21 protein-coding genes are annotated in these 25,148 nt (G+C 53.7%); 8 read left to right on the top strand and 13 right to left on the bottom strand.

Annotated features, from left to right (window positions below):
* Nucleotides 1-8: 8 nt before the first annotated feature.
* From coxB to ABXT62_RS00070, 8 genes are all read right to left on the bottom strand, one after another.
* The gene (coxB, locus tag ABXT62_RS00105) at nt 9-1,154 is read right to left on the bottom strand and encodes a cytochrome c oxidase subunit II (RefSeq protein WP_415356514.1); all 1,146 of its coding nucleotides are present in this window, start codon (nt 1,152-1,154) and stop codon (nt 9-11) included.
* Nucleotides 1,155-1,567: 413 nt separating this feature from the next.
* The gene (locus ABXT62_RS00100) at nt 1,568-1,864 is read right to left on the bottom strand and encodes a YheV family putative metal-binding protein (RefSeq protein WP_415356513.1); all 297 of its coding nucleotides are present in this window, start codon (nt 1,862-1,864) and stop codon (nt 1,568-1,570) included.
* Between the two features lie 166 nt (nt 1,865-2,030).
* Nucleotides 2,031-2,864 carry a shikimate dehydrogenase gene (aroE, locus tag ABXT62_RS00095; protein ID WP_415356512.1) on the bottom strand — a complete coding sequence of 278 codons (834 nt, stop codon included), beginning with the start codon at nt 2,862-2,864 and terminating at the stop codon, nt 2,031-2,033.
* Nucleotides 2,864-3,793 (bottom strand): oxygen-dependent coproporphyrinogen oxidase, encoded by a 930-nt coding sequence (gene hemF, locus ABXT62_RS00090; RefSeq protein WP_415356511.1) that lies wholly within the window; start codon nt 3,791-3,793, stop codon nt 2,864-2,866. The genes aroE and hemF overlap by 1 nt, the downstream gene beginning before the upstream one ends.
* Before the next feature lie 61 nt (nt 3,794-3,854).
* Nucleotides 3,855-4,421 (bottom strand): L-threonylcarbamoyladenylate synthase, encoded by a 567-nt coding sequence (locus tag ABXT62_RS00085; RefSeq protein ID WP_415356510.1) that lies wholly within the window; start codon nt 4,419-4,421, stop codon nt 3,855-3,857.
* A gap of 6 nt (nt 4,422-4,427) precedes the next feature.
* Nucleotides 4,428-4,931, bottom strand: a complete 504-nt coding sequence (purE, locus tag ABXT62_RS00080) for a 5-(carboxyamino)imidazole ribonucleotide mutase (protein ID WP_415356509.1) — start codon at nt 4,929-4,931, stop codon at nt 4,428-4,430.
* A gap of 91 nt (nt 4,932-5,022) precedes the next feature.
* Nucleotides 5,023-5,928: a DNA-processing protein DprA gene (gene dprA, locus ABXT62_RS00075; protein ID WP_415356508.1), complete on the bottom strand. Its 906-nt coding sequence runs from the start codon at nt 5,926-5,928 to the stop codon at nt 5,023-5,025.
* An 84-nt stretch (nt 5,929-6,012) separates the two neighbouring features.
* On the bottom strand, nt 6,013-7,044 hold the full coding sequence (locus ABXT62_RS00070; RefSeq protein ID WP_415356507.1) for a LysM peptidoglycan-binding domain-containing protein: 1,032 nt from the start codon (nt 7,042-7,044) through the stop codon (nt 6,013-6,015).
* A 316-nt stretch (nt 7,045-7,360) separates the two neighbouring features.
* Here ABXT62_RS00070 and def point away from each other — a divergent pair, with 316 nt between their 5' ends.
* From def to ABXT62_RS00045, 5 genes are all read left to right on the top strand, one after another.
* On the top strand, nt 7,361-7,867 hold the full coding sequence (gene def / locus ABXT62_RS00065; protein WP_415356506.1) for a peptide deformylase: 507 nt from the start codon (nt 7,361-7,363) through the stop codon (nt 7,865-7,867).
* A gap of 5 nt (nt 7,868-7,872) precedes the next feature.
* Nucleotides 7,873-8,850, top strand: a complete 978-nt coding sequence (fmt, locus tag ABXT62_RS00060; RefSeq protein WP_415356505.1) for a methionyl-tRNA formyltransferase — start codon at nt 7,873-7,875, stop codon at nt 8,848-8,850.
* On the top strand, nt 8,847-10,142 hold the full coding sequence (gene rsmB / locus ABXT62_RS00055; RefSeq protein WP_415356504.1) for a 16S rRNA (cytosine(967)-C(5))-methyltransferase RsmB: 1,296 nt from the start codon (nt 8,847-8,849) through the stop codon (nt 10,140-10,142). The genes fmt and rsmB overlap by 4 nt, the downstream gene beginning before the upstream one ends.
* A 104-nt stretch (nt 10,143-10,246) precedes the next feature.
* Nucleotides 10,247-11,623, top strand: coding sequence for a Trk system potassium transporter TrkA (gene trkA, locus ABXT62_RS00050; protein ID WP_415356503.1), 1,377 nt, complete (start codon nt 10,247-10,249; stop codon nt 11,621-11,623).
* Nucleotides 11,624-11,626: 3 nt separating this feature from the next.
* Nucleotides 11,627-13,075, top strand: coding sequence for a TrkH family potassium uptake protein (locus tag ABXT62_RS00045; RefSeq protein WP_415356502.1), 1,449 nt, complete (start codon nt 11,627-11,629; stop codon nt 13,073-13,075).
* Between the two features lie 29 nt (nt 13,076-13,104).
* Here the strand turns inward: ABXT62_RS00045 and djlA are convergent, their stop codons facing one another.
* Entirely contained in the window at nt 13,105-13,896 is a 792-nt protein-coding gene (gene djlA, locus ABXT62_RS00040; protein WP_415356501.1) for a co-chaperone DjlA, read from the bottom strand.
* Nucleotides 13,897-14,101: 205 nt separating this feature from the next.
* On the opposite strand from djlA, the gene glyQ reads away from it, so the two are divergent.
* The 3 genes from glyQ (at nt 14,102) to rmuC (ending at nt 18,727) form a co-directional block, all read left to right on the top strand.
* Entirely contained in the window at nt 14,102-15,052 is a 951-nt protein-coding gene (glyQ, locus tag ABXT62_RS00035) for a glycine--tRNA ligase subunit alpha (RefSeq protein WP_415356500.1), read from the top strand.
* 3 nt (nt 15,053-15,055) lie between these two features.
* On the top strand, nt 15,056-17,134 hold the full coding sequence (gene glyS, locus ABXT62_RS00030; RefSeq protein WP_415356499.1) for a glycine--tRNA ligase subunit beta: 2,079 nt from the start codon (nt 15,056-15,058) through the stop codon (nt 17,132-17,134).
* Nucleotides 17,135-17,269: 135 nt separating this feature from the next.
* Complete coding sequence (gene rmuC / locus ABXT62_RS00025) at nt 17,270-18,727, top strand: DNA recombination protein RmuC (RefSeq protein WP_415356498.1); 1,458 nt, start codon at nt 17,270-17,272, stop codon at nt 18,725-18,727.
* A 4-nt stretch (nt 18,728-18,731) separates the two neighbouring features.
* On the opposite strand, the gene gyrB is transcribed toward rmuC, so the two are convergent.
* The 4 genes from gyrB to dnaA all read right to left on the bottom strand — a co-directional run bounded on the left by gyrB (nt 18,732) and on the right by dnaA (nt 25,048).
* Nucleotides 18,732-21,152, bottom strand: coding sequence for a DNA topoisomerase (ATP-hydrolyzing) subunit B (gene gyrB / locus ABXT62_RS00020; protein WP_415356497.1), 2,421 nt, complete (start codon nt 21,150-21,152; stop codon nt 18,732-18,734).
* A gap of 43 nt (nt 21,153-21,195) precedes the next feature.
* Nucleotides 21,196-22,332 (bottom strand): DNA replication/repair protein RecF, encoded by a 1,137-nt coding sequence (gene recF, locus ABXT62_RS00015; RefSeq protein ID WP_415356496.1) that lies wholly within the window; start codon nt 22,330-22,332, stop codon nt 21,196-21,198.
* A gap of 73 nt (nt 22,333-22,405) precedes the next feature.
* Complete coding sequence (gene dnaN / locus ABXT62_RS00010; protein ID WP_415356495.1) at nt 22,406-23,518, bottom strand: DNA polymerase III subunit beta; 1,113 nt, start codon at nt 23,516-23,518, stop codon at nt 22,406-22,408.
* 90 nt (nt 23,519-23,608) lie between these two features.
* Nucleotides 23,609-25,048, bottom strand: coding sequence for a chromosomal replication initiator protein DnaA (dnaA, locus tag ABXT62_RS00005; protein WP_415356494.1), 1,440 nt, complete (start codon nt 25,046-25,048; stop codon nt 23,609-23,611).
* Between the last annotated feature and the right edge of the window lie 100 nt (nt 25,049-25,148).

Below are 25,148 nucleotides of genomic sequence, written 5' to 3'. Positions count from 1 at the left end.
TTCTCCAGTTAGCGTTCTTTGTAGTTGTAGACATCAACGGGCTGCAAACTGTCGCCCATATTGTTGCCAAATGCGTTGCGCTGATACGTAATCACTGCCGCCATATCAACGTCGCTCAGTTGCCCGCCGAAAGCCTGCATAGACGTGCCAGGAACGCCGTTGATGCCTATTTCGAGGTGTGCGTTGATATCGCCAGTAGCCACTGCACTGCCTGCAATGGCATTGCCCACGCCACCTTCCCCGTTCGCGCCATGACAGGCTAGACAACTTGTGTCGTAAACCGATTCGCCGCGCACCATCAACTCATCTAGCGTAAAGTCTTGGGACGTCAACTGCTTAACCTCAGTGGCTTCGCTCTGTTTTGCCGCAATCCACTCGCCATATTCTTCCTTGCTGACCACATTAACGACGATAGGCATAAAACCGTGTGACTTGCCGCACAGCTCCGAGCACTGACCGCGATAAATGCCCTGCTCAGTCGGCCGCGCCCAAGTCTCGTTAATAAACCCTGGGATTGCGTCTCTCTTAACGGCCAGCGCAGGCACCCACCAAGAATGAATGACATCATTTGCCGTCACCAAAAAACGTACTTTAGTGTCAACCGGCAAGACTAGGGGCTCGTCGACCTCCAGCAGATAGTACTCACCCTTGGCCTCATCGTTGTAAATCTCGGCCTGGGGGGTGCGCAAATTACTGAAGAAGCTAACATTTTCACCTTCTTCATTTAAATATTCATACTTCCACTTCCACTGATAGCCGGTTATCAAGATGTCCAACTCAGAATCATCCGTATCATAGAGTGTGAGCAAAGTAGTAGTGGCCGGCACCGCCATGGCAATCAGGATAAAGAACGGCACCACCGTCCAAGCAATTTCCACCGTCGTACTCTCATGGAACGTTGCCGGTATGACGCCGCGTGATTTGCGATGGAAGATGATGGAGTAGAACATCACCCCGAATACAGCAACACCAATGGCCACACAGATCCAAAGAATGATCATGTGCAAATCATAAACTTCCCGGCCGAGCTCGGTGACTCCGGGTGTCATATTGATACTGCTAGCCTCGCCGCCGGCTGCCATGGCACTGACGCTCATGAACAACAGCACAGGACCCAGCGCGAGCTTACACAGCTGCTTCGCCTTAAAACCCATTTCCCGTGTCTCCATGTAGTAAAAAATGTGATGTGCTAACCAGCAATCCTGCAGACCGTCGCCCCTTGACTAGGACTAATAGCAATTACTCGGAGCCGGCGCCTAAATTATGAGGGGGACTCGAACGTACGGTTTGCTGAAAGTTGCCCGTTACTGTGCGTTTTTGAGCGCGGTAATAGTATCGCATCGACAAAAACGCGCGAATTATAGCGGATGCGGATTGTAAATCCTACTTTGTTAATCGCTTTATGAAGCTTTGGTATTTTTCACTCTGACAAGTGACAGCCTGCTGCGCGATACACCAAATCGTGTCGAAAATCGACAGGTGCGCACTGTGCAGAAAGTACACCCTTTGTGTCAAGCGCGGGCTGTACGCCCGATCGATTATCGCTTCAGCCTCTGGGGAACAGACATTACTCGCCCTGTGGCGTGTCGCCTGATGGCTGAAGGTCAATAAGCGTCACTCGCTCTGCCGGCGTTTCTACTCTTCGAGCCGCGGCACGACTTACCCGCGTGGGGAGTTCTGCCACTTTCGGGGCCATCGCTACAACGGGACTCTCTTCCGGCAAACCTGGGCGTTCTTCACTGAAACCGCAGCTCACACAAAGCCTTTGATCCGTATCCATGTCGACCAAAATCTTGTCCATCAGCGCACAACGGGGGCAAACAGCGCCCGCAATGAAGCGCCTACGAGTTTGGTCAGTGTCCATGATCGTACTCCGAATCGCGGCCAAAATAGGCTCGCATCGTGACAGGGGACTTATTATAACAGTTTCGTGCCCCTGCTTGGGCACTGCAGCCATGACGACTTCCGTGGGTTTAGGGTAGAACGCCGCCATTGGGGAACTGAAACCTGTCGTGCCGCAACCAACCGATTCAGGCGGCTTCCATCGCCTCGCGTAACTGGTCGATTACCGAGCGCGTCTCAGGACGCAATTGTCGCCAAATATAGAACGCCTCTGCGGCCTGCTCCACCAACATACCAAGGCCGTCGGACACAGCTCCAGCGGCATGGTCAGCTGACCAGCGCAGGAACGGCGTCGGCTCCGCGCCATAGACCATATCGTAACAGCAGCTACGTTCTGTCAGCATTGAGCTTGGCAACTCGGGCACCGCCCCCGACAACCCGGCACTTGTGGCATTGATAATCAAATCAAATTGGCGCGTGCCGATCAAATCGAATGCGCCGCCCTCCAATGGACCAATACCCGCAAACTCCAGCGCCAACTCCGCCGCGCGAGCAGCGGTCCGGTTGACGACTAAAAGTTCTCGTGGGCGCTCCCGCAACAGGGGCTCCAATACGCCCCGAGCGGCGCCGCCGGCGCCCACCAACAACACACGCAAGCCTTGCACGGTCCAGCCAAGATTGGCGATCAAGTCGCGTATCAGGCCGATGCCGTCCGTATTATCGCCATCGATAAGGCCATCATCGGCAAGGGTCAACACATTGACTGCGCCAGCACGAAGTGAGCGCTCACTGTTACGGTGAGCCATCGCGAATGCCTCATGCTTGAACGGCACAGTGATATTCAGTCCCGCTCCGCCACCTTCAAAAAAGCGACTTGTGGCCTGAACAAAGTCATCAAGCTCCACGTGCACGGCACGATACTCAATGTGCTGCGCGTATTGCTGCGCAAACAAGGTATGGATAATGGGCGACTTGCTCTGCTTAATCGGGTTGCCAAACACCGCGAACTTATCTTTTTCCATCAGGTCTTGCTCCTGCCATGGGCTGCTTCCGCCAGCCAGTCCCTATTCTGGAGATAATAATCTGTTAGCTCTGCCTCGGGCGTACCGGGCAGCGCATTATAGTCATAATCCCACCGCACCAGAGGAGGCAACGACATCAGAATGGCCTCCGTTCGACCACCGGACTGCAGACCAAACAAGGTGCCCCGATCAAATACTAAGTTGAACTCCACGTAGCGACCGCGCCGATAAAGCTGGAACCGCCGCTCCCGCTCACCGTAAGCTCGATTCTTGTTTCGCTGCACCAACGGGCGATACGCTCGAAGGAAGGAGTCCCCAATAGCGCGCATAAAAGCGAAGCTAGTATCGAAGCCCCATTCATTTAAGTCGTCAAAAAACAGCCCGCCGACGCCACGTGGTTCGTCGCGGTGTTTAAGGTAAAAATACTCATCACACCACGTCTTGAAGCGCGGGTAGACATCGTCGCCAAAAGGCTCGCAAGCCTCCGCCGCCACACGATGCCAGCTGACACAATCCGCCTCATTGCCATAGTAAGGCGTGAGGTCGTAACCTCCGCCGAACCACCAAATGGGTGCTTCGCCTGGCTTGCTCGCAACAAAAAAGCGCACATTGGCATGCGCGGTGGGAACGTAAGGGTTATGCGGATGAATGACCAACGAGACGCCCAAGGCTTCATAGCTGCGCCCGGCTAACTCCGGCCGGGATGCGCTGGCAGACGGGGGCAGTGCCGAGCCCTGCACGTGAGAAAAGTTAACGCCTGCCTTCTCAAAGACCGCACCTTCACCCATAACACGAGTGCGGCCGCCGCCGCCTTCGGGCCGATGCCACTGATCGTCCATAAAGACGGCCTCACCATCTTCCGCAGCCAAGACATCACAAATGGTGTCCTGCAACTGCAAAAGATACGTTTTGACCTGCTCAACTTCCATACGTGGAATTCCTACAAAATACGTCGTAGGACATTATAGGCACCCTCACCGACAAGCCCTACTAACTGCGAATGATTCGACCATTAGCAATGTCCCGAATAGGCGTCGGCCGCCCTGAGACGCCAATCCTGCCCGGCAATAGGTAGTCCAAGCCGTCGCCAAAATAGCGCCTAACCTGAAAGGCCTCCCGCGCTGGACGCGCACCCGTCCGGTTGGCCGACGTGGAGACCAGAGGGCCGCCCCAAGCCGAGCAAAGCGCACTGACTACAGGGTGGTCGCTCACGCGCACCGCCACCGAGGCGTGTTCACCACAAATCCAACCGGGTACTTGGCCCAGGTGCGGCAACAACCAGGTAGCCGGCCCCGGCCAGCTATCCGCCAATGTTGCTCGCTGCTGTACTGTAAGGCCCGCTAACAAAAACCCTATCTGGTCCTCGCTCGCCGCCACCAAAATTAGACCCTTGGCCACCGGTCGGCGCTTGAGCGCCAGCAGGTGTGCCACCGCATCAGCATTGTTAGGGTCGCAGCTAAGACCCCACACTGCCTCCGTCGGACAAGCAATCACGCCGCCGGCGCGTAGGGCGCAGACTGCTGCCTCCACACGCAGAAACCCGGACGGGGGACGCATAATAAATTAGCCTTTGAGCTTTTCCTGCAATGCCGCATCTTTCGCGTAGATCACGTCGGCATTCGCAGCACGCTCATCGCGCAGCTTTTGTGACAGCTGTGGATTTGCCAGCGACATCATTTGAACCGCCAGGTAGGCCGCATTCTTGGCGCCGGCCTTTCCGATCGCGACGGTTGCAACAGGAATGCCTGCAGGCATTTGCACCGTGGATAACAAGGCATCCATCCCATCCAACGAAGCGTTCATTGGAACCCCGATAACCGGCTTAACCGTCGCCGCAGCGACAGCGCCAGCAAGGTGGGCGGCCATGCCAGCAGCGGCAATAAAAACTGCGCAGCCGCGCTTTTCGGCGTCTTCTACATACGTTTTGGTGACTTCAGGCGTGCGATGGGCGGACGTTATACGCGCCTCAAAGGGAATTTCAAACGCGCGCAGCACATCAAAACTGGCCTCTAGAACAGGCAGGTCTGAGTCTGATCCCATCACAATGGCAACAAAAGGTTTACTCATTGATTGTCTCCAATTAACTATTACGACAACGCCGCAGATGAAAAACGCTAAAGCGTACCACCTGATGCAGACTTAGCAAGTCCCCATGCGACTAACACCGAATAAATCCTCCGGCCGTCCGCACCACCAGCCCCGACAACTCCAGAGCAGATAGCTCTGCCAACACCTGCGCCGCGGGTCGGCCGCTATATTTTACCAATTCATCCAACGCAACCGCCTCAAAGCCCACCAGGGTCAACAGCCAGGACCGACTGGACGGCGTATGGCGATTGCCGGGGGAGACTGCAGCATAACTGGCCTGCTGCAAAGCATACAAAGGGCCAAGCTCTTCGAGGATATCATTGACCTCCTGCACCATCTTCGCGCCGTCTCGAATGAGTTTGAGACAACCCCGCCCGCCATCATGGAGCATGGACCAGGGCAGGGCAAAAACTTCACGGCTTTGCTCCATCGCGGTTCCCGCGGTTATCAGAGAGCCACTGGGCAACGCCGCCTCAACAACCAGCACCCCCAAGGATAGACCGCTGATAATACGATTGCGTTTGGGAAAATTTTGCCGCAGCGGAGGCGTACCAGGAGGAAACTCCGTCACGAGGCAGCCTGCCTGCTCCAGCTGCCGCGCCAGCGCCTGATGACGCCGAGGATAAACCGCATCGATGCCTGTGGCCATCACTGCAACGCTTTTGCCGCCGGCTTCAAGCGCGCCCAGATGCGCCGCGCCATCAACACCAAGCGCCAAGCCAGAGCAGATGTGCAATCCCGTCCTCACCAATTGGCCGCTCAAAGTTTCAGCCAGCCGCATGCCAGCGGAGCTGGCGCGACGACTCCCTACCACCGCCAATTGCGCGTCTAGCAGCACCGCGGGGTCACCACGAACGTACAATAATGGAGGGGGGTCGTGAATCGCTCTCAACAGCGCAGGATAGCGCTTATCATCAATATCTAACGCTATTGCGCCAACAGCTTCAGCTGCGGCTTTTGCTTTGGTAACGTTCATACATCATCCTTGATGTTATGTCGGCGAGGTTTATGCGGGACACGAAGCCGCTAATTGCAGTGCTTTAGGTCTATTGCTGGTGCATCACGGTTGTTTAATCAGGTCAAAAATGGACAGCGGCCGGGTCGCCTTGAGTACGATAGCGAAACTGACTTTTTCATAGGACTCAAATATCATTGCTAGGCCCGCACGCGTATCCGGTAACACCACATTCGTTTGCGCTATCTTATCGAATAAATGCTTCCCTGCTTGATAGACGGCCACTACATTGCCAATTTGTAGGCCGTCCCGCTTACCCTTATTGATCACAACGATACTCATATCACCGATCTGGGTTAAGCCCCCTGCAACGGCAATCATGACACCACCGACAATATCCTGCTCCGGTGCCTGTGGGTGGTAGCTCGCGTCCAGTATGCGCTCCTCTATAGGGAACAATCGGTCGCCGATGCGGACCTCTTCTTCGATGCGAGTGACCTCCAGCTCAGTGACCTCATCCCGGTTACTGCTGAGCAATTTGGCGTTGCCAACATCAATAACCTCGTAACCCAAAAACTCTTTGGTCACCGGATCGATGTAACTCTGACCTGCGCGGTATATCGCGTAAGAACGCTCGCCATCAGGAAAGGGGCCACGACCAAAAATAGTGTCGCCAGGCCCCGCGAGCAAGGCCCGCTCGCCAGCGGCGACGATATACGCTGAGTTTTTAATCTCCTGTGCGTCCATAACCCGATTGCGCCTTAACCATGGGCCGATTTGGTCAAGAGGGATTGCAGGAATCGCTAGATTCAGAGGGCTCACACGCATATTAGGGCTGAGCTTGACCTCTCGGCCCCGACGCAGGCGCAGGCGAGGATGGCCATCAACCCACACCAAGTAGAGTTCATCCCCGGGATAAATCAGGTGCGGGTTATCGATCTGTGGGTTGGCGTCCCACAACTCAGGCCAAAGCCAAGGCTCCTTCAGGTACAGGCCAGAAATACCCCAGAGGGTGTCGCCCTTTTTAACACTATACGTTTCTGGCACGTCGTCGTTGAGCTCTACCGCCGCCTGCATCCAACTGCTAAACAGCAATGCCGCCAGAAGCAAACAAACCGATAGTGGCTTTATTTTCATTGTTTCGCGTCCCTGTCTGGCCTAGTTATTATTGACCCATTTGAAATCATCGACGCTGTAATCGCGCCGGCATTGTCTGCACAACAGTGTTATTGCGCCACTGTAGCCCTGCGATACACCGCAACAGCGATCTGCCTCCGCGGACTTTACCCACAGGTATGATATGTTGCGGCACTGCGGTGCTAGCCGGCCTTTAACGACAAGCTGTATAATAAGAACAGTTTGCTGCCGCGTTTTAGAGCTGGCAAGCCCAAATGTTATTAATTCACGCAGCCAATTTAAGCCACTTCTGACGACCAGATGGACATTCAAGCTCATGGCAGTACTGGAAATACTCGAATTCCCCGACCCTCGCCTCCGCACAAAGGCCACTCCCGTTGAGCGCGTGACTAGCGTCACTCGCAAGCTTATCGACGATATGCTCGAGACGATGTATGCCGCGCCCGGTATCGGTCTGGCAGCGACGCAAGTGAATATCCACCAGCGGTTGCTGGTGATGGATGTCTCCGAAGATAAAACAGCACCAATGGTGTTTCTCAACCCTGAGCTGTCCGTGTTGGACACCGAGCTGGATGAATATGACGAAGGCTGCCTGTCTGTTCCCGGGTTTTATGAAACGGTTAGTCGCCCCCAAAAAGTGACTGTCACCGCGCTGGGTCGTGACGGCGAACCTTTCACCTGCGAACTGGAAGGCCTCGCAGCAGTCTGCCTGCAACACGAAATTGACCACCTGAACGGAAAGTTGTTTGTCGATTATCTATCGCCCTTGAAACGACAACGTATTCGTAGGAAGCTGGAAAAAGACCAGCGCCAGCGCGTCTGAACACTATGTCAGCCTCCCCTTTGCGCATCCTCTTCGCTGGCACTCCCGGTTTTGCCGCCTCTCATCTAGAGCGTCTTATCGCGAGTAAACACCACATTCTTGCCGTGTACACGCAGCCGGACCGGCCCGCGGGAAGAGGGCGCAAGCTACACGCTAGCCCGGTAAAGCAAATGGCAGAGCTCGCTGGCCTAACCGTGTGCCAGCCAGCATCACTGAAAAACGAGGAGGCGCAACGACAGCTGGCCGCATTCAATGCCGATGTGATGGTCGTTGTCGCATACGGGCTGATTTTGCCTCAGGCCGTGCTAGACACCCCGCGCCTAGGGTGTCTCAACGTACACGCTTCACTACTACCCCGGTGGCGCGGTGCGGCACCAATACAACGTGCCATTGAAGCCGGTGATGCCACTACAGGCATTACTATTATGCAAATGAATGCCGGCCTGGATACTGGCGAGATGCTGGCCTGCGTCAGCTGCCCTATAGGCTCCCGGACCAACGCTGCCGGCCTGCATGACGAGCTGGCACTGTTGGGCCCGCCCTTACTAGGCGACGTTTTAGCCGCTATCGAAAGCCATCAGCGGCACAGCCGACCGCAAGACGATGAGCACGCCAATTACGCGTATAAAATTCTCAAACCCGAAGCACAAATTGACTGGAGGCACAGCGCCTCGGTGCTGGATCATAAAATTCGGGCGTTCAACCCGTTCCCTGTGTGTTACTGCGAACTCGACGGGCAACGCGTCAGAATCTGGCAAGCCAGTCCATTGCTGTCCACAGCCGCTACGCAAATGCCTGGAGCCATCCTGCGCGCCGACAAAGAAGGTATCACCGTACGTTGTGGTGAGGGCGAACTCACCATCGAGGTGCTGCAGTTGGAGGGCGGAAAACCACTGGAAGCAAAGCAACTCCTCAGCGCGTATCAGGCGTTGTTCGCGGCCGGCAAGCACTTCACCTTGCCCGTCGCGAGTCTCGATACATGAGCGCGGATGTGCGGGCGACTGCCGCCCGCGTTATTGGGGCTGTCATTGGGGGGCTCTCCTTGAACCAGGTCCTGCCAGAGAAACTCAACGACGTCAGCGAGCGAGACCGTGCTTTATTGCAACAGTTGAGCTATGGCACATTACGCCAGAGCCCTCGACTACAGGCTATTCTCAAGCAGTTACTAGACAAGCCTCTGCGCGACAAAGACCGCGACGTACAAGGCCTTCTGCTCTGCGGACTGTACCAATTAGACAGCACGCGGGTTCCAGACCACGCGGCTGTCGCAGCCACCGTCGATGCCACCCGTGCATTGAAAAAACATTGGGCAAAGGGCATGACCAATGCGGTATTGAGGCGTTATCTACGCGAACGCGAGCAATTAACACAAGCGCTTGATGAGGCCGCAGCCGCCAGCCATCCGGCTTGGTTGTTCCAAAAAATATTGGCGCAATGGCCTGCTGCCGCAGCCGCAATCATCGATGCCAACAATCAACAGCCTCCAATGACTCTGCGCGTAAACCGCGGCCAAGCCTCTAGGGACGACTATGTTGGCAGCCTTAAAGGTCATGGCATTGCGGCCGAGGCTGGCTGCCTGAGTAAGCATGCCATCCAGCTAGCCGTGCCACTAGATGTCTGGGATCTGCCAGAGTTCAGCGCTGGCAGGGTGAGCGTACAGGATGAGGCGGCCCAAATGGCGGCCTTACTACTACAAGCCGGAGCAGGGGAACGCGTACTGGATGCCTGTGCCGCGCCCGGTGGCAAAACGTGTCATATCTTGGAGTTACAGCCAGAACTGGCCGAGCTTGTCGCCATGGACATCGACGAACTACGCCTGCAAAAAGTGTCGGAAAACCTGCACCGGCTGAACCTGAAGGCGACTCTGATCACCGGCGATGCTGCAAGCCCTCCTGCTGCGCTGGAGCCCGCAAGTTTTGATCGTATTCTGGTGGATGCTCCCTGTTCCGCCAGCGGTGTCATTCGCCGGCACCCGGATGTGAAATTGCTGCGCCGAGAAAGCGATATTGCCCCGCTGGCAGATCAGCAACTGTGTATTCTGCGGGGCCTGTGGCCGCTGCTTAAATCAGGTGGCACATTGCTGTACGCGACCTGTTCCATCCTAGACGAAGAGAACAGCCAAGTGATACAACGCTTTCTCACCGAAGAAGCCGACGCAGCGCTATCTGACACTGAGATGGCGGGCAGCGAGTCCGTCACCAGCGGGCGCCAACTGCTGCCATCAAGCGGCGGTACTGACGGTTTATTCTATGCCACGCTAAAAAAGGTCGGATAATAGTTGTGCATAATTGCGCCTCTCCGGTGCTTACAATCATCGACCGATTTCTTTATCGTGAAAGATCACTTAAGTCCTCTTAATTCACTAGAACACATCGAGCCATGAAGATTATCATTCTCGGGGCTGGCCAAGTTGGCGGTACCCTCGCCGAGCACCTGGCCAACGAACAAAATGACATCATCGTCGTGGATACCGACGCCGATAAGTTGCGCGCCCTAACGGATCACCTCGATATTGGCACGGTGGTCGGCGGCGCATCTCACCCCAATACGCTTTACCAGGCAGGCGCTGAAGATGCTGACATGCTTGTCGCTGTCACCAATAGCGACGAGATCAACATGATGGCTTGCCAAGTCGCACACACGCTGTTTAAAACTCCCACCAAGATTTGTCGCGTTCGCTCGCCCAATTATCTGACTCACCAGGAACAGTTGTTTTCACGAGACCATATTCCTGTCGACGTCATCATTGGTCCAGAACAGCTGGTCACCCAAAACATCCAGAGACTGATAGAAAACCCCGGGGCTCTGCAAGTGCTCGATTTTGCCAAAGGCCGAGTTCAACTGGTTGCCGTGAAGGCCTACCATGGAGGGCCGATTGTTGGTCATGAGCTGAAGGAAATTCGCCGACATATGCCTAAGGTCGACACGCGCGTCGCTGCAATTTTTCGGCAGGACCGCGCCATCATCCCTGAGGGTGATACCGTGGTAGAAATCGATGACGATGTTTTTTTCATTGCGGCCAAAGAAAACATCAAAGCGGTCATGTCTGAGTTGCGCAAGGTCGACAAGCCCTACAAGCGAGTAATGATCGCCGGTGGCGGCAACATAGGCGCAACTCTGGCGCAGAACCTCGAAAACAAGTATCAAGTAAAGCTCATCGAGAAGTCCTACGCCCTTTGCCGAACGCTGTCTGAGCGACTCAAGCACTGTATCGTTCTGCACGGCAGCGGCTCCGAGCCACAACTCCTTGCCTCCGAAAACATCGAGGCTACAGACGTATTTTGCGCCCTCACGAATAGCGACGAAGCCAATATTATGATGTCGATGCTGGCCAAACGTATGGGCGCTAAGAAGGTTATCACGCTGATCACTAATGCTGCCTATGCCGAACTGGTCGGTGATGAAATCGATATCGCCATATCACCACAACAAATTACCATCGGCAGCCTACTGACGCATGTGCGCAAGGGAGATATCAGCAACGTTCACTCGCTACGGCGCGGGGCGGCAGAGGCTATTGAGGTAACAGCCCACGGTGATCCCCGCTCCTCTAAGGTTGTCGGCAGGCGCTTGGACGACATCACCCTGCCAAAAGGCGTGACCATAGGAGCCATTGTGCGTGATGAAAAGGTTCTTATCGCACACAGGCATGTCGTCGTAGAAACCGATGACCATGTCATCATATTCCTGCTCGATCGCAAGCAAATCGGAGCTGTCGAAAAACTGTTTGCCGTTGGCTTCGGATTTTTTTCCTAGACGATGCACTTCTCAGTCTCATTTCGGATTCTCGGCATCCTGCTAATGTTGTTCAGCTCTATCCAGCTGGTGCCTCTGACGCTTGCACTAATGGAAAAAGATGGCAGTGCTGCGGGCTTTGTGTCCGCGATATGCATTACTTTTTTTTCCGGCCTGTTGATGTGGTTCCCCCTGCGTAATGCCAGTCATGAATTGCGAATCCGTGATGGTTTCCTGATCACCTCAATGTTCTGGACAGTGCTGGGGTTATTCGGTGCGCTGCCCTTTGCCCTCGCCGACACACTAGACTTGACGCCTGTAAGCGCAATATTTGAGTCTCTTTCGGGCCTTACCGCCACTGGCGCCACGGTTATTGTGGGACTCGACACCCTACCTCACTCTATTCTCATCTACCGTCAGCTACTCCAGTGGCTAGGCGGCATCGGCATTATCGTGGTCGCTGTGGCAATACTGCCAATGCTGGGCGTGGGCGGAATGCAGCTGTACCGAGCCGAGACACCTGGACCGTCTAAGGACAGCAAACTGACGCCCAGAATCACCGAGACAGCCAAGGCTCTATTTAGCGTCTATTTACTTCTCACCATCGCCTGTGCCATCGCCTATTACGCCGTCGGCATGTCGGCCTTTGATGCTATCGCCCACTCTTTTTCTACGGTATCTCTAGCGGGATTTTCAACTCACGATGAGAGCCTTGGTTTCTTCAAAAGTGATGCTGTCCTCATTGTTGCTTCGGTATTTATGTTTATTTCGAGTATTAATTTCGGCTTGCACTTCATGGCTTGGCGGCGGGGATCAGTCGCATCGTACCGTAAAGATTCGGAGACGCGCTTCTATACTGCGGCGGTGTTGGCATGCATGCTGATTACTATTTACTGCCTGATCATCTGGGATATACACGGGCATAAAGACAGTATTCTTCACGGTGTATTTCAGGTCCTGTCTATTATCACCACGACGGGATTCTCCACTGGCAATCTTTCTGTTTGGCCTATAGCCCTGCCAATTATGGCGATCTTTTTCTCTTGCATGGGCGGTTGCGTTGGCTCAACAACGGGCGGCATTAAGGCCATGCGTGTCATGCTAATTTATAAACAAGGGCTGCGAGAACTTAAGCAACTGGTGCACCCCCAGGCGGTGATTCCACTAAAAGTCGGAGGGCGCCGAGTAGAAGCGACGGTGGTCAGTGCCGTGTGGAGCTTTTTTGCCGTCTATACATCGTCGTATATCATTTTATTACTCATGCTAATGCTAACGGGAATGGACTTCATAACCGCCTTCTCATCGGTCGCGGCAGCGCTTAACAACCTGGGGATAGGCATCGCCGGCGTCGCGAATGGGTTCAGCGACATCAGTGAAACGGCCAAGGGGATCATGTGCTTTGCCATGCTGCTCGGGCGTCTAGAGATCTTTACGCTGCTGGTGTTATTTACCCCGGCATTCTGGCGCACCTAGCCTTCGCGATTGACTGGTTTCGTTTAGGCTCAGCGTATATCCGGTCGCGTTTTCTTGATCATTTCATACGCTGCCTGAATCTCCTGCGCGCGTGCCGTTGCCAGTTTTATCATGTCTTCAGGAACACCTTTTGCGATCAGTTTGTCTGGATGATTTTGGCTCATCAGTTTGCGATAGGCGCGCTTCAATTCCTTGTCGCCGATAGTCCTGTCAACACCCAGCGCCGAGTAGGCGTCTTCTAAACTATGTTCTGAGCGGGCCGCAGAACCGCCTTGGTGGAAGTGCTCTTGCGCGCGCGCCATGCGCAACATCAGTTCCAATTGTGCAGCGCTCAAGCCCATCAGGCCGGCAATGCGCATTAGCGCCGCGTGTTCAGATGGTTCGATACCCTTATCCACCTGCGCCAGAGAGATCAGGAACAACAACAAGGTCTGTTGCAGTTGCCGTCGAGGGCCACAGGTCTTCAAAAACGCGGCGACCACCGGTTCAATTTCAAAACCGACGACGGACCCCTGTCGAAATAGGTCAATGGCCCGTTCGCGCTGATCGCCGCTCAAGCCCATCTGGGCAATGAAGCTCTCGGTATGGTCTATTTCTGAGCGAGAAACATGACCATCTACCTTCGCCAAATAGCCCGCTAGTAGGAAAGTCGTCTCGAAAAAGCTATTTTTCACACGCTCGACATTCTCCGGCGAACCGAAACGAAGCGCGTTATGCAGACCCCTGTCAAAAGTATGGCCTACCAATACACCCAAGATAAGGCCGGGCATGTGCCAGACCGAGTACCCGATTAATCCACCAATGATCTTTCCAAAAAACATACGCCTCCTCAACCTTGAGCCACATTCCAATCTGTCGTTTACACCAACCCTGCAAAAGCACGGTGCCGGAACGCAGGGCCACCCAGATCAGTATAAAACGCCGTAAATTTACAGAAGAATTTTACTTTCGGGGAAAGCGCGTATTATGACGCTAAAAGAGGCTGTATAATAGCCAGCTTTTTGCAGCGACATGATGAGCGAACCGGTGGCACAAACCAAAAGCGAAACTCTTACATTTCAGCAGCTGATCTTCAAGCTTCAACAGTTCTGGGCAGAGCAGGGCTGCGTGGTACTGCAGCCGCTGGATATGGAAGTCGGTGCAGGGACATTTCACCCAGCGACCTTCCTGCGCGCAATAGGGCCTGAAAGCTGGAGCGCTGCCTACGTTCAGCCCTGCCGCCGTCCGACGGACGGGCGTTACGGAGAGAACCCTAACCGCCTCCAGCAGTACTACCAGTTCCAAGTCATCATGAAGCCCTCCCCAAAGAACTTTCAAGATTTGTATCTCCAGTCTTTGACGACATTGGGCGTTGATACCTCCATTCACGACGTGCGCTTTGTTGAAGACAATTGGGAATCCCCCACCCTCGGGGCATGGGGCTTAGGCTGGGAGGTCTGGTTGAACGGCATGGAAGTGACGCAGTTCACCTACTTTCAGCAAGCGGGTGGTCTTGAGTGCTATCCGGTCACCGGCGAAATTACTTACGGCATCGAGCGTATTGCGATGTACCTGCAAGGCGTAGACAGCATTTACGATTTGGTGTGGTCTGATGGGCCTGCGGGCAAGGTGACCTATGGCGATGTGTTCCACCAGAACGAGGTGGAAATGTCCCGCTATAACTTCGAAGAGGCTGACATCAAACACCTGTTCGCCAGCTTCGATCACTGCGAGCACGAGGCCATGCGACTGGTTGAAAAAGACCTGTCTCTACCTGCCTATGAAATGGTAATGAAAGCGTCCCACGTCTTTAACCTGCTCGATGCTCGGCACGCTATTTCTGTTACCGAGCGCCAGCGCTTTATACTCCGGGTGAGGACTCTGGCGCGGGCGGTTGCAAAGGCTTACTTCAACACCCGCGCCGCACTGGGTTTCCCGCTAGCCACCGAGGCCCTGCGTATAGAGGCCCTAGACCGGATTCAGGCAGAGGCAAAATAGCGCATGAGCACTGACACGCTGCTAGTAGAATTGGGCACAGAAGAATTGCCCCCAAAGACATTGAAGCCTCTGAGCTTGGCGTTTCGGGACGGCATCGTAGACGGCCTGAAGCAACGCGAGTTACGTTATGGCCAAGTGCAGTGTTTCGCCACTCCGCGCCGTTTGGCCGTCCTCATTTTTGACGTCCAGTTAAAAGCACCCGAGAAAACAGTCGAAGTTCTGGGGCCTCCGCTAGATCGCGCGCGAGACGAAGCGGGGAACTGGTCGAACGCCAGCAGCGGTTTCGCTAAAAAACAGGGCGTAGCGCCAGAGCAACTGCAGACTATCGATACTCCTAAGGGGCCGCGGTTGGGTCTTCAAAAAACCGTCCCCGGCGTAGCTGCGCGGGATGCTCTCAACGCTATAATACAGAGCAGCATTGCGGGCTTGCCTATTGCACGGCGTATGCGCTGGGGCGCGAGTCGAGAAGAGTTTGTCAGACCGGTACATTGGGTGGTTGCCATGCTGGGCCAGGATTGCGATCACGGTAAAATTTTTAACCTGAGCACCGGCAACACAACGCGCGGACATCGCTTCCTTGGCAGCGCTTTGATTACCTTAAACCACGCTGAGGATTACGAGTCTGCACTGGCCAAAGCCAACGTGGTCGCCTCTTTTGAGCAGCGCCAACAGATCATTCGTGAGCAGGTAGAGGCGCAGGCCCTCGCCCTGGGTGCTAACGCTGTTATCGCGACAGATTTACTGGACGAGGTCACAGGCCTGGTGGAATGGCCGGTCGCACTCACTGGGTCCTTCGAGGAGCGCTATTTGCAAGTGCCGCCGGAGGCACTGATTTCTTCTATGAAAGAGCATCAGAAATATTTTCATCTGGTCGACAGCAAGGGTGAGCTTCTGCCCCACTTCATCACCGTAGCGAATATTGAAAGTTCTGATCCACAGCAAGTCATAGCAGGTAATGAGCGGGTCATTCGTCCTCGGCTGTCAGATGCCGCCTTTTTCTTTGAAACGGATAAAAAAACTCCACTTGCCGAGCGGGTCGCAAGCCTGAGCAATATCGTCTTTCAACAAAAGCTGGGCACCCTGCTGGATAAGACCGTGCGCATAAGCCAGCTAGCCGCTTTGCTGGCACCGGACGTCGGCGCGTCAGTTGCGTTTGCGCAACGGGCTGCGGAACTGAGCAAGGCCGACCTGGTGACCGATATGGTGCTGGAATTTGCCGATATGCAGGGCATTGCCGGATCCTACTATGCTTTGCACGACGGCGAAGAGGGAGAGGTTGCTGCGGCTCTGGCGCAACAATATTGGCCGAAATTTGCCGGCGACCGTCTTCCTGAAACAGCAACTGCCTGCACTCTGGGGCTCGCAGATCGACTGGACACACTGGTCGGAATTTTCGGAATTGGACAGCCGCCCACGGGCTCCAAAGATCCTTTTGCGCTGCGCAGAGCATCATTAGCGGTGTTGCGCATTTTAGTGGAAAAGCGTCTAGACCTGGACTTAATGGAATGCCTGGATCAGGCCGTGGCGCAGTATCCGGCAAGCACTCTCGCCGACCGGACTGCAGAGCAGGTGTTTGACTATATGATCGAACGCTTTCGCGCCTGGTATGAAGAAGAGAATATTCCTGCCGAAGTGTTCAAGTCTGTCAGCGCCCGAAATCTATCCCGCCCGCTGGATATTCAGCGCCGCGTAGAGGCCGTACACGCCTTTTCACTGTTGCCCCAGGCGCAGGCTCTGGCCGCCGCCAACAAGCGGGTTTCCAATATCCTTGGCAAGTTAGATAGTGCCCATTCTTTCGGAGATGTGAGCACTAACTTACTTGTTGAGCCACAGGAGAAGAGGCTTTTGGGCTGCCTCGAAGACCTTAGCAATATCTGTCGCAAGCACTTGGAGCACGATGAATACACTGAAGCATTGTCATGTCTGGCCGCCTTGCGTGAGCCTGTAGATGCTTTTTTCGATGACGTAATGGTCAACGTGGAAGATGCCCCGTTACGTGACAACCGCCTTAACTTACTAAAGCGCCTGCGTGATCTTTTCTTAGAAGTAGCTGATATCTCCCTGTTAGCGGTCAGCAAATAGCGTTAGGGGCCAGGAACATCGGCGTGCTGTTGGCAAAAAGGGTCAGATGCGCAACAGGTCTTTCCCCGTAGCGGATTTATCTCCTTAACGGACCCTTCTTGATCTACACTGACGACCTGTGACAGGGAATACTCGATGGCACTAACCGAGAATCATTTCATTATTATCGCCGCCGTATTGGCCGCGACGATACTCACCGCACTGTTCATCAGTATCTGGCAAGGCGTCTCCAGCAGGCGGTCACTGACCGAGTGCCGAGGGCAGTTACGGATACGCGAAGAGGCGCTAGCAGAAGCGAGCGCACAACAGCGTGGTCAGGCCGTTGGGCTGGAGCAATCACAGCTGCAATTGCAGGCTAAGTCCTCAGAGCTCTCGGCCTTAACGGACGACCTCACCCAGATTCGAGCCCAACTCAATGCTTCCTTACAGGAAAATACCCAACTGCAAACACAGCAAGACGAACGAGAGGACCGGCACCTAGAGCAAATTAAGTTGTTGAATGAAACCCGCGAAAACCTCAAAAAAGAGTTCGAAAATCTCGCCAACAAAATTTTTGAAGACAAAGGCAAGAGCTTTACAACAACGAGTCAGGCGTCACTGGAGGTCCTGCTAAAACCGTTTCGCGAGCAAATCACTGGTTTCCAAACGCGCATAAACGAGGTGCATTCGGAATCTATCAAGGGCAATACCGCTCTTGAAAAGGAGATTCAAAAAGTACTGGAGGTTGGTCTGGAAATGAACAGCCAGGCCAGCAATCTGACGGTAGCATTGAAAGGCGATAAAAAAGCCGTCGGCAACTGGGGGGAGGCCCAGTTGGAACGTACGCTAGAGCTGGCGGGGTTGCAGGCAGGGGAGCACTATGAGGCACAAGCCGTGTATCGAGACGGGGAGGGGAAGCGTAAACTCCCTGACTTTATTATTAAACTGCCGGATAATAAAAACCTGATCATCGACAGCAAAGTCTCTCTAATTGACTATGACCGGGCCATCGGAGCGACCACCGATGAGGAGCGGGTGGACGCCCTGAATGCCCACGCACAGGCGGTCCGCAATCATATCGACGACCTAGCATCGAAGGATTACGCCAACCTTCCCGGCATTGGTAGCCCAGACTTTGTACTCATGTTTATGCCCATCGAGCCCGCCTACATTGAGGCCATGAAACACAACAAGGGCCTGTTTAATTATGGCTATCAAAAAGGCGTGGTGATGGTTTCTCATACCACCCTTATGCCTATTCTGCGCACGGTGGCAAACCTATGGATGGTTGAACACAGTAATCAGGAGGCGAAAGAGATTAGCAGCAGAGCGGGGGACATTTATAATCAGGTCTGCCTTGTCGCAGATCGGCTACACAAATTAGGTAACACCCTAAAGGCCGCCAACAACCACTATAATGACGCCGTAACAGGCCTAGCCGGTAAGCAGGGGCTGCACGGCAAAGTCGAGCGTTTCCAACTACTGTCGACCCGTGCAAATAAAGACATGGCTATGCTAGAACCTATTCACGATGACATTGAAAATGGTCGCTTAGAGTCTGTGACAGAAACAACGGATAACAAAAGCCAGCAACCGCCACAGCTAGAGAACTAAGCCGTCAAATATCAAGGTTGGCCACTGACAGCGCATTATCTTCGATAAACTCACGCCGCGGTTCGACCTGATCACCCATTAGTGTGGTGAACATTTGGTCCGCCGCGATGGCATCTTCTACTGTCACTTTGAGCATGCGCCTAACATCTGGATCCATGGTCGTTTCCCACAGCTGTTCCGGATTCATTTCTCCCAGGCCCTTGTAGCGCTGAATGTTATAGCCCTTGCGTGCCTCCGTCATTAACCAGTTCAGGCCATCCGCGAACACTCGGGTTTGCAGCACCTTTTCGCCACGCTGAAAATAACCGTCCTCTTCGATCAGGCTATTGAGCGTTTCACCCAGCGCTATCAGGCTACGATACTCGCCGGAAGAGAAAAACTCGTGGTGATATTCTGTTTCCGACTCTACCCCGTGAGAAAGTAATTTCACCACGGGGAAATAGAGCTGACGCTCCTGATCTTTTCTGACCACAACAGAATATCTGGATCCTTTGGCTGACACTGAAAGTAAGCGCTCACTAAGCTGGTCGCAAAACACGTTAACGGCAGACTCCTCTCTCATCTGCTCAAGGGTCAGCGATAAGCCATATACCATTTCCCAAAGCACCATTTCCGAATACAACCGGCTAAGGCGATTAATCGTTACTGCAACGGCACGGTAATCATTAACCAGTTGCTCCAAGCCGCTGCCAGAGATAGCAGGCGCCTCAGGATTAACGACGATCGAAGCCGATTCCAGCGCGGATTGTGTCAAAAACTGATCGAGGGCTTCGTCATCCTTCAGATACTGGTGCTGTTTTCCCTTGGCAATCTTGTACAGTGGTGGCTGAGCGATGAAAATATGGCCGCGGTCGACCAGTTCACGCATCTGACGGAAAAAGAAGGTTAAGAGCAGGGTTCTAATATGGGACCCATCGACATCCGCATCGGTCATAATGATGATACTGTGGTAGCGTAATTTATCCGGGCTGAACTCTTCTTTTCCGATGCCACAGCCTAGAGCTGTCACAATATTGCCAACTTCTGCCGATTCGAGCATCTTGTCAAATCGAGCTTTTTCGACATTAAGAATCTTGCCTTTTAAAGGCAGGATCGCCTGATATTTGCGATTACGCCCCTGTTTTGCAGAACCTCCTGCAGAATCACCCTCCACTAGATATATCTCAGACAACGCGGGGTCTTTTTCCTGACAGTCGGCCAGCTTTCCAGGCAGCCCCGCGATATCCAATGCACCCTTGCGTCGGGTCATCTCTCTGGCCTTGCGCGCGGCTTCACGGGCCCGCGCAGCGTCAAGCATTTTTCCGACAACCGCCTTAGCTTCTAAAGGATTTTCCATTAAGTAATCATTTAATTGCGCGCTCATCGCCTGATCGACAGCGGGCTGCACCTCTGAAGACACCATTTTATCTTTGGTCTGGGAAGAAAACTTAGGGTCAGGCACTTTCACTGAAACAACCGCTGTCAGGCCTTCTCGTGCATCTTCACCGGTTGTGTCCACTTTGGCTTTCTTCGACAGCCCTTCACGCTCAATATAGGCATTAAGGCATCGGGTTAGCGCCGTCCTGAAGCCGGTCAGATGGGTACCGCCATCACGCTGAGGTATGTTATTGGTATAACAAAGAACGTTTTCTTGAAAACCGTCGTTCCACTGCAGCGCGACCTCCACCTCAATGCCATCTTCATACTGATGCTGGAAGTAAAACGGCTTGTTTACCGGCTTTTTATTCAAATTAAGGTAGTCAACGAAGGCCAATAAACCGCCCTCATACTCATAGGCCTCTTCCTTCCCGCCGCTGCGCGCATCCTTCAGCAAGATACACACCCCAGAATTCAAAAAAGCGAGTTCCCGTAAGCGTTTGGCCAGCTGCTCAAAATGGAACTTTATGTTGGTAAAGGTATTCGGTGAGGGCTTAAAGCGGACCGTCGTGCCACTTGTCTCTGTAGTGCCTATTTCTGCCAGCGGCGCTTGCGGTATACCGTGAACATAAACCTGCTCATACAGTTTACCGCCTCGTCTAATCGTCAACACCAACTCTTCAGAGAGCGCGTTGACCACGGAGACCCCTACGCCGTGAAGCCCTCCAGAGACCTTATAGGCGTTTTCATCGAATTTACCTCCGGCGTGCAGTACCGTCATCACAATTTCGGCAGCGGAAACCCCGTCCTCATGCATCTCTGTCGGAATACCTCGCCCATCATCACTGACGGATACCGACTCGTCAGGATGAATGACGATGTTGATTTTTTTGCAGTGGCCGGCAAGCGCCTCATCTATTGAATTATCGACCAGCTCGAAGACCATATGGTGCAGGCCAGAACCGTCATCCGTGTCGCCAATATACATTCCAGGGCGCTTGCGGACCGCATCCAAGCCCTTCAGCACTTTGATGTTATCTGAGTTATACGTATTTATGTCGTCGCTCATGGATTCTCACTCTTAATGCATGTTTTATGTATAAGGGGTGCCGTCACTCTTCCGAATGACGCCTCACAACACCCTGTTCCACGTGGAACATTGCCAGTTCTTCACTTTCAGGCCACACCGACCTAATTTCCCGCTGGTCGATACAGGTGACAAATACCTGCGCATCCATAGACGCCAACAGCTCGCAGACCAACAGGCTATGGGCGTTATCGAGCTCTGAGGGCAGGTCATCGATAAGATACGTACATTTGCCGCGCCCTAGCTGAGCCATCAGTCGGCCCTGCGCCAACTTTAACCCACACACAACGAGTTTTTGCTGCCCTCGGGACAATGTCTCTGCCGCCAAATGGCCACCTGACATCACCCTGATATCCGCACGCTGCGGGCCCGAATGTGTATACCCCTGCTCTGTGTCAGCAGTAAAGCCCTGCGCCAACGCTTCACTATAGCTTAGCTGCCGGTCCCATCCTTGCTGATATCGCAGCTCCAGCGCACCTAGAGATGGCGCCAATCTTGCCATGATCTCCTTGAAACAGGGCGCTAAAATCTGGAAATAGCCTTTTCTATACTCGCTTATGGCGGTGCCTGTTTGCGCCAAGTCTCGGGTCCACGCGGTCAGCTCCTGGTCAGATATTTTACCACGCCGCAGCAGGTTGTTGCGCTGTTTTATACTTCTTTGAAATCGCTGCCACTGGCCGAAAAACTGGTGTTCCACGTGGAACACTCCCCAGTCCAAATATTGGCGCCGCGCGCCAGGTGCGCCCGTCAGCAGCCCAAAACTCTCGGCCGTGATAACCTGCAACGGCAACTGCTCTGCCAGCTCAGCAACCGTTCGGACGGCTCTTCCTCCTATCTTAATTTGCGCCTCACCACTGCGGTTGCGCTGCACGCCCACCGGCGTCCCCACTCCAACCCCAGCGGCACCCTCGTCCGCAACAGGCGGCGGCAAATCAAGCACTGTTGTCCCGAACACCGTACAGCTGGGCGACTCATGGTTGATCAGCGACTTAACACTGCTGCCGCGAAAGGAACGAGCCATTCCCAGCAGGTGTATTGACTCCAGCACACTGGTTTTTCCACTGCCATTGCAGCCGAAAAACACATTTACGCCTTTCAAACCCTGCAGCCTCACCTGTTGCAGGTTTCTTACGTTGCTTATTTGTAACTGGGTCAGCGCCACAACTACTCGGGAATATCGGGCATAAGCCGAAAAAAACCCACTAAAACTTCACGCATAATCAGAATACGCTCAATTAGAGCCGCATCGGCATGACGACATAGAGTGAGTCGCCCTCGTCAGACTCCTCCAGCAGCGCGCTACTATTAGGGTCCGCCAGCGACAACTTAATCTGGTCCCCACTCAGTACCCCAAGAACATCCAGCAAATAACTGACGTTAAAGCCAATTTCCAGCGTCTCACCGGAATAATCAACCGGAACCGTTTCTTCGGCCTCCTCCTGTTCCGGGTTATTCGCAACGATATCCAGGGTATTGGCCGTCAGCTTCAAACGAACGCCTCTAAACTTCTCATTAGACAGGATCGCAGTTCGCGTAAATGCCTGCCTCAACTCCTGACGAGAGCCCTTCAGAATATTAGTCGGCGACCGTGGCACCACTTTCTCATAATCGGGAAACTTACCGTCAACAAGCTTTGAGGTGAAGGTAAAGTCACCTGTCGTTGCCCTAATGTGGTTGCTACCGATGTTAATCTGGATCTCTGCCTTGTCGTCCACCAATAAACGGGCGAGCTCCAAAACACCCTTGCGAGGGAGAATCATCTGTACGCCCCCCTCTCCAGTGACGCTTATTTTGTCTTTCAACGTACACATGGCCAAACGGTGTCCGTCGGTCGCCACGACACGCAGCTGCTTGCTGTCGAGCTCCCACAACATCCCATTTAAATAGTAGCGCACGTCCTGCTGGGCCATGGCAAAGCCGGTACGATCAATCAAACGCTTCAACTGGCCCTGCTTGAGGGTAAGCTGGTGTGTTCCAATACTGTTTTCAACATTCGGGAACTCTCTCGCTGGCAGCGTGGAAAGCGTAAAGCGGCTACTGCCTGACCTCACCGCCACTTTGTTTTCTTTAGCGCTGAACTTGATATCACTACCCTCGGGCAGCGATTTACAGATATCCAACAACTTTCGAGCGGGGACCGTAACCTCACCAGACTCCTCGCCCGCAACCGCAAGCTGTATGCGGCCCACCAGCTCCACCTCTAAGTCTGTTCCTGTCAGCGACAGCCAGTCCTCCTTCAGCACCAGCAATACATTCGCCAAAATAGGCAATGTCTGCCTGCGCTCAACAACACCCGCCACAAGGTTTAACGATCTGACCAGGCTATCCCGTGAAATACTGAACTTCATATTGGTGTTTTCCCTTCCCTAACAATAATACGATCTGGTGCAGCCAGACAGGTTATGACACACAAACAAAACTTGGTTTCGTTTGTGTGTTCAGGTCGTCAACGTTCTTAACAAATTTTTGTAATCTTCTCGAATATCCGAGTTTGTTTCACGAAGCTCCTTGATTTTACGGCATGCATGGAGAACTGTCGTGTGGTCTCTACCGCCAAAACTGTCTCCAATCTCTGGCAAACTATGATTGGTCAATTCCTTTGATAAGGCCATCGCCATTTGGCGCGGCCTGGCAACGGAACGACTGCGCCGGCGCGACATCATGTCCGCAATTTTAATTTTATAATACTCCGCAGCGGTTCGCTGAATATTGTCCATACTAACCTGCCTATCCTGCAATGCCAGTAAATCCTTGAGGCTCTCCTTGATCAACTCTATATCGATGGGTCGCGCCAAGAAGCGAGCACTCGCTATCACCCTCTTAAGCGCACCTTCGAGCTCTCTGACATTCGACCGAATCCGCTGTGCGATAAAAAATGCCGAATCAGGGGGCAAATCAATACGAACTTCACTCGCTTTCTTCATCAATATCGCGACTCGAGTCTCAAGCTCTGGAGGCTCCACGGCAACCGTAAGACCCCACCCAAAGCGTGACTTCAGCCTCTCCTCAAGGCCGTCAATTTCCTTGGGGTAACGATCACACGTTAAGATCATCTGTTGGCCCCCTTCGAGCAGGGCATTGAATGTGTGGAAGAATTCTTCTTGTGAGCGGTCTTTCTTTGCAAAAAACTGTATGTCGTCTATCAACAATGCGTTAACGGACCGATAGTAGCGCTTAAAATCAGTTATCGCGTTTAGTTGCAGCGCCTTGACCATGTCCGCAACAAACCGCTCCGAGTGAAGATACACAACTTTAGCCTCTGGATTGCGCGCCTTCAAAGCATTCCCGACTGCGTGCATTAGATGCGTTTTACCAAGACCTACACCGCCATATAAAAACAACGGATTATAGGAAGTGCCGGGGTTTTCGGCGACCTGCCGGGCCGCCGCTAACGCTAGCTGATTGGACTTACCCTCTACAAAACTATCAAAGGTGTAGTTCTCGAACAGGTGGTGCTGATGGTCCACCGGGGCGCCACCTTCAAGCACGCTAGGCGGCCTTCTCTGGGCCAACAACGGCGCAGCTCGCGCGGCGCTTGGCGCCCGCTCCATGATGCCGCTGCCATCAAACAACCCTTGTTTACTGCCAGCCAAGGGGGAGGCCTCCGGCTCTATAGGAGTAGGTACTGCAACACTAATGGGCCCAATTTCGAGAGCAATTTGTAGCGCGTCGTCCGGCTGGAGTTCGCGTACGAGCGCAAATATCCGCTCCGAATACTTCTCTGCCACAAAATCCTTAATAAACCTGTTCGGAGCAAAAAGTGTCAGTGAACGGCTGCCTGTACTGGCTTTTAATGGCCGAATCCAGGTATTAAATTGTTGCGACGGCAGCTCATCACGCAAGCGATTGACGCATTTCTGCCACACGGCATCAGGCAAGGAAAACCCCTTAAAGCCAGGCAAGAAACCCGGACTTCTGAAAAAAGTAACGAATGATAGTTGTTTTAATTTGCCGAGTGTTTTTACCTAGCAAGTCGAC

Source organism: Halioglobus sp. Uisw_031, assembly GCF_047729875.1.
Taxonomy (GTDB): domain Bacteria; phylum Pseudomonadota; class Gammaproteobacteria; order Pseudomonadales; family Halieaceae; genus Marimicrobium.
Note: the sequence above shows the minus strand (reverse complement) of the source record. Positions and strands in the feature narration are given on the sequence as shown.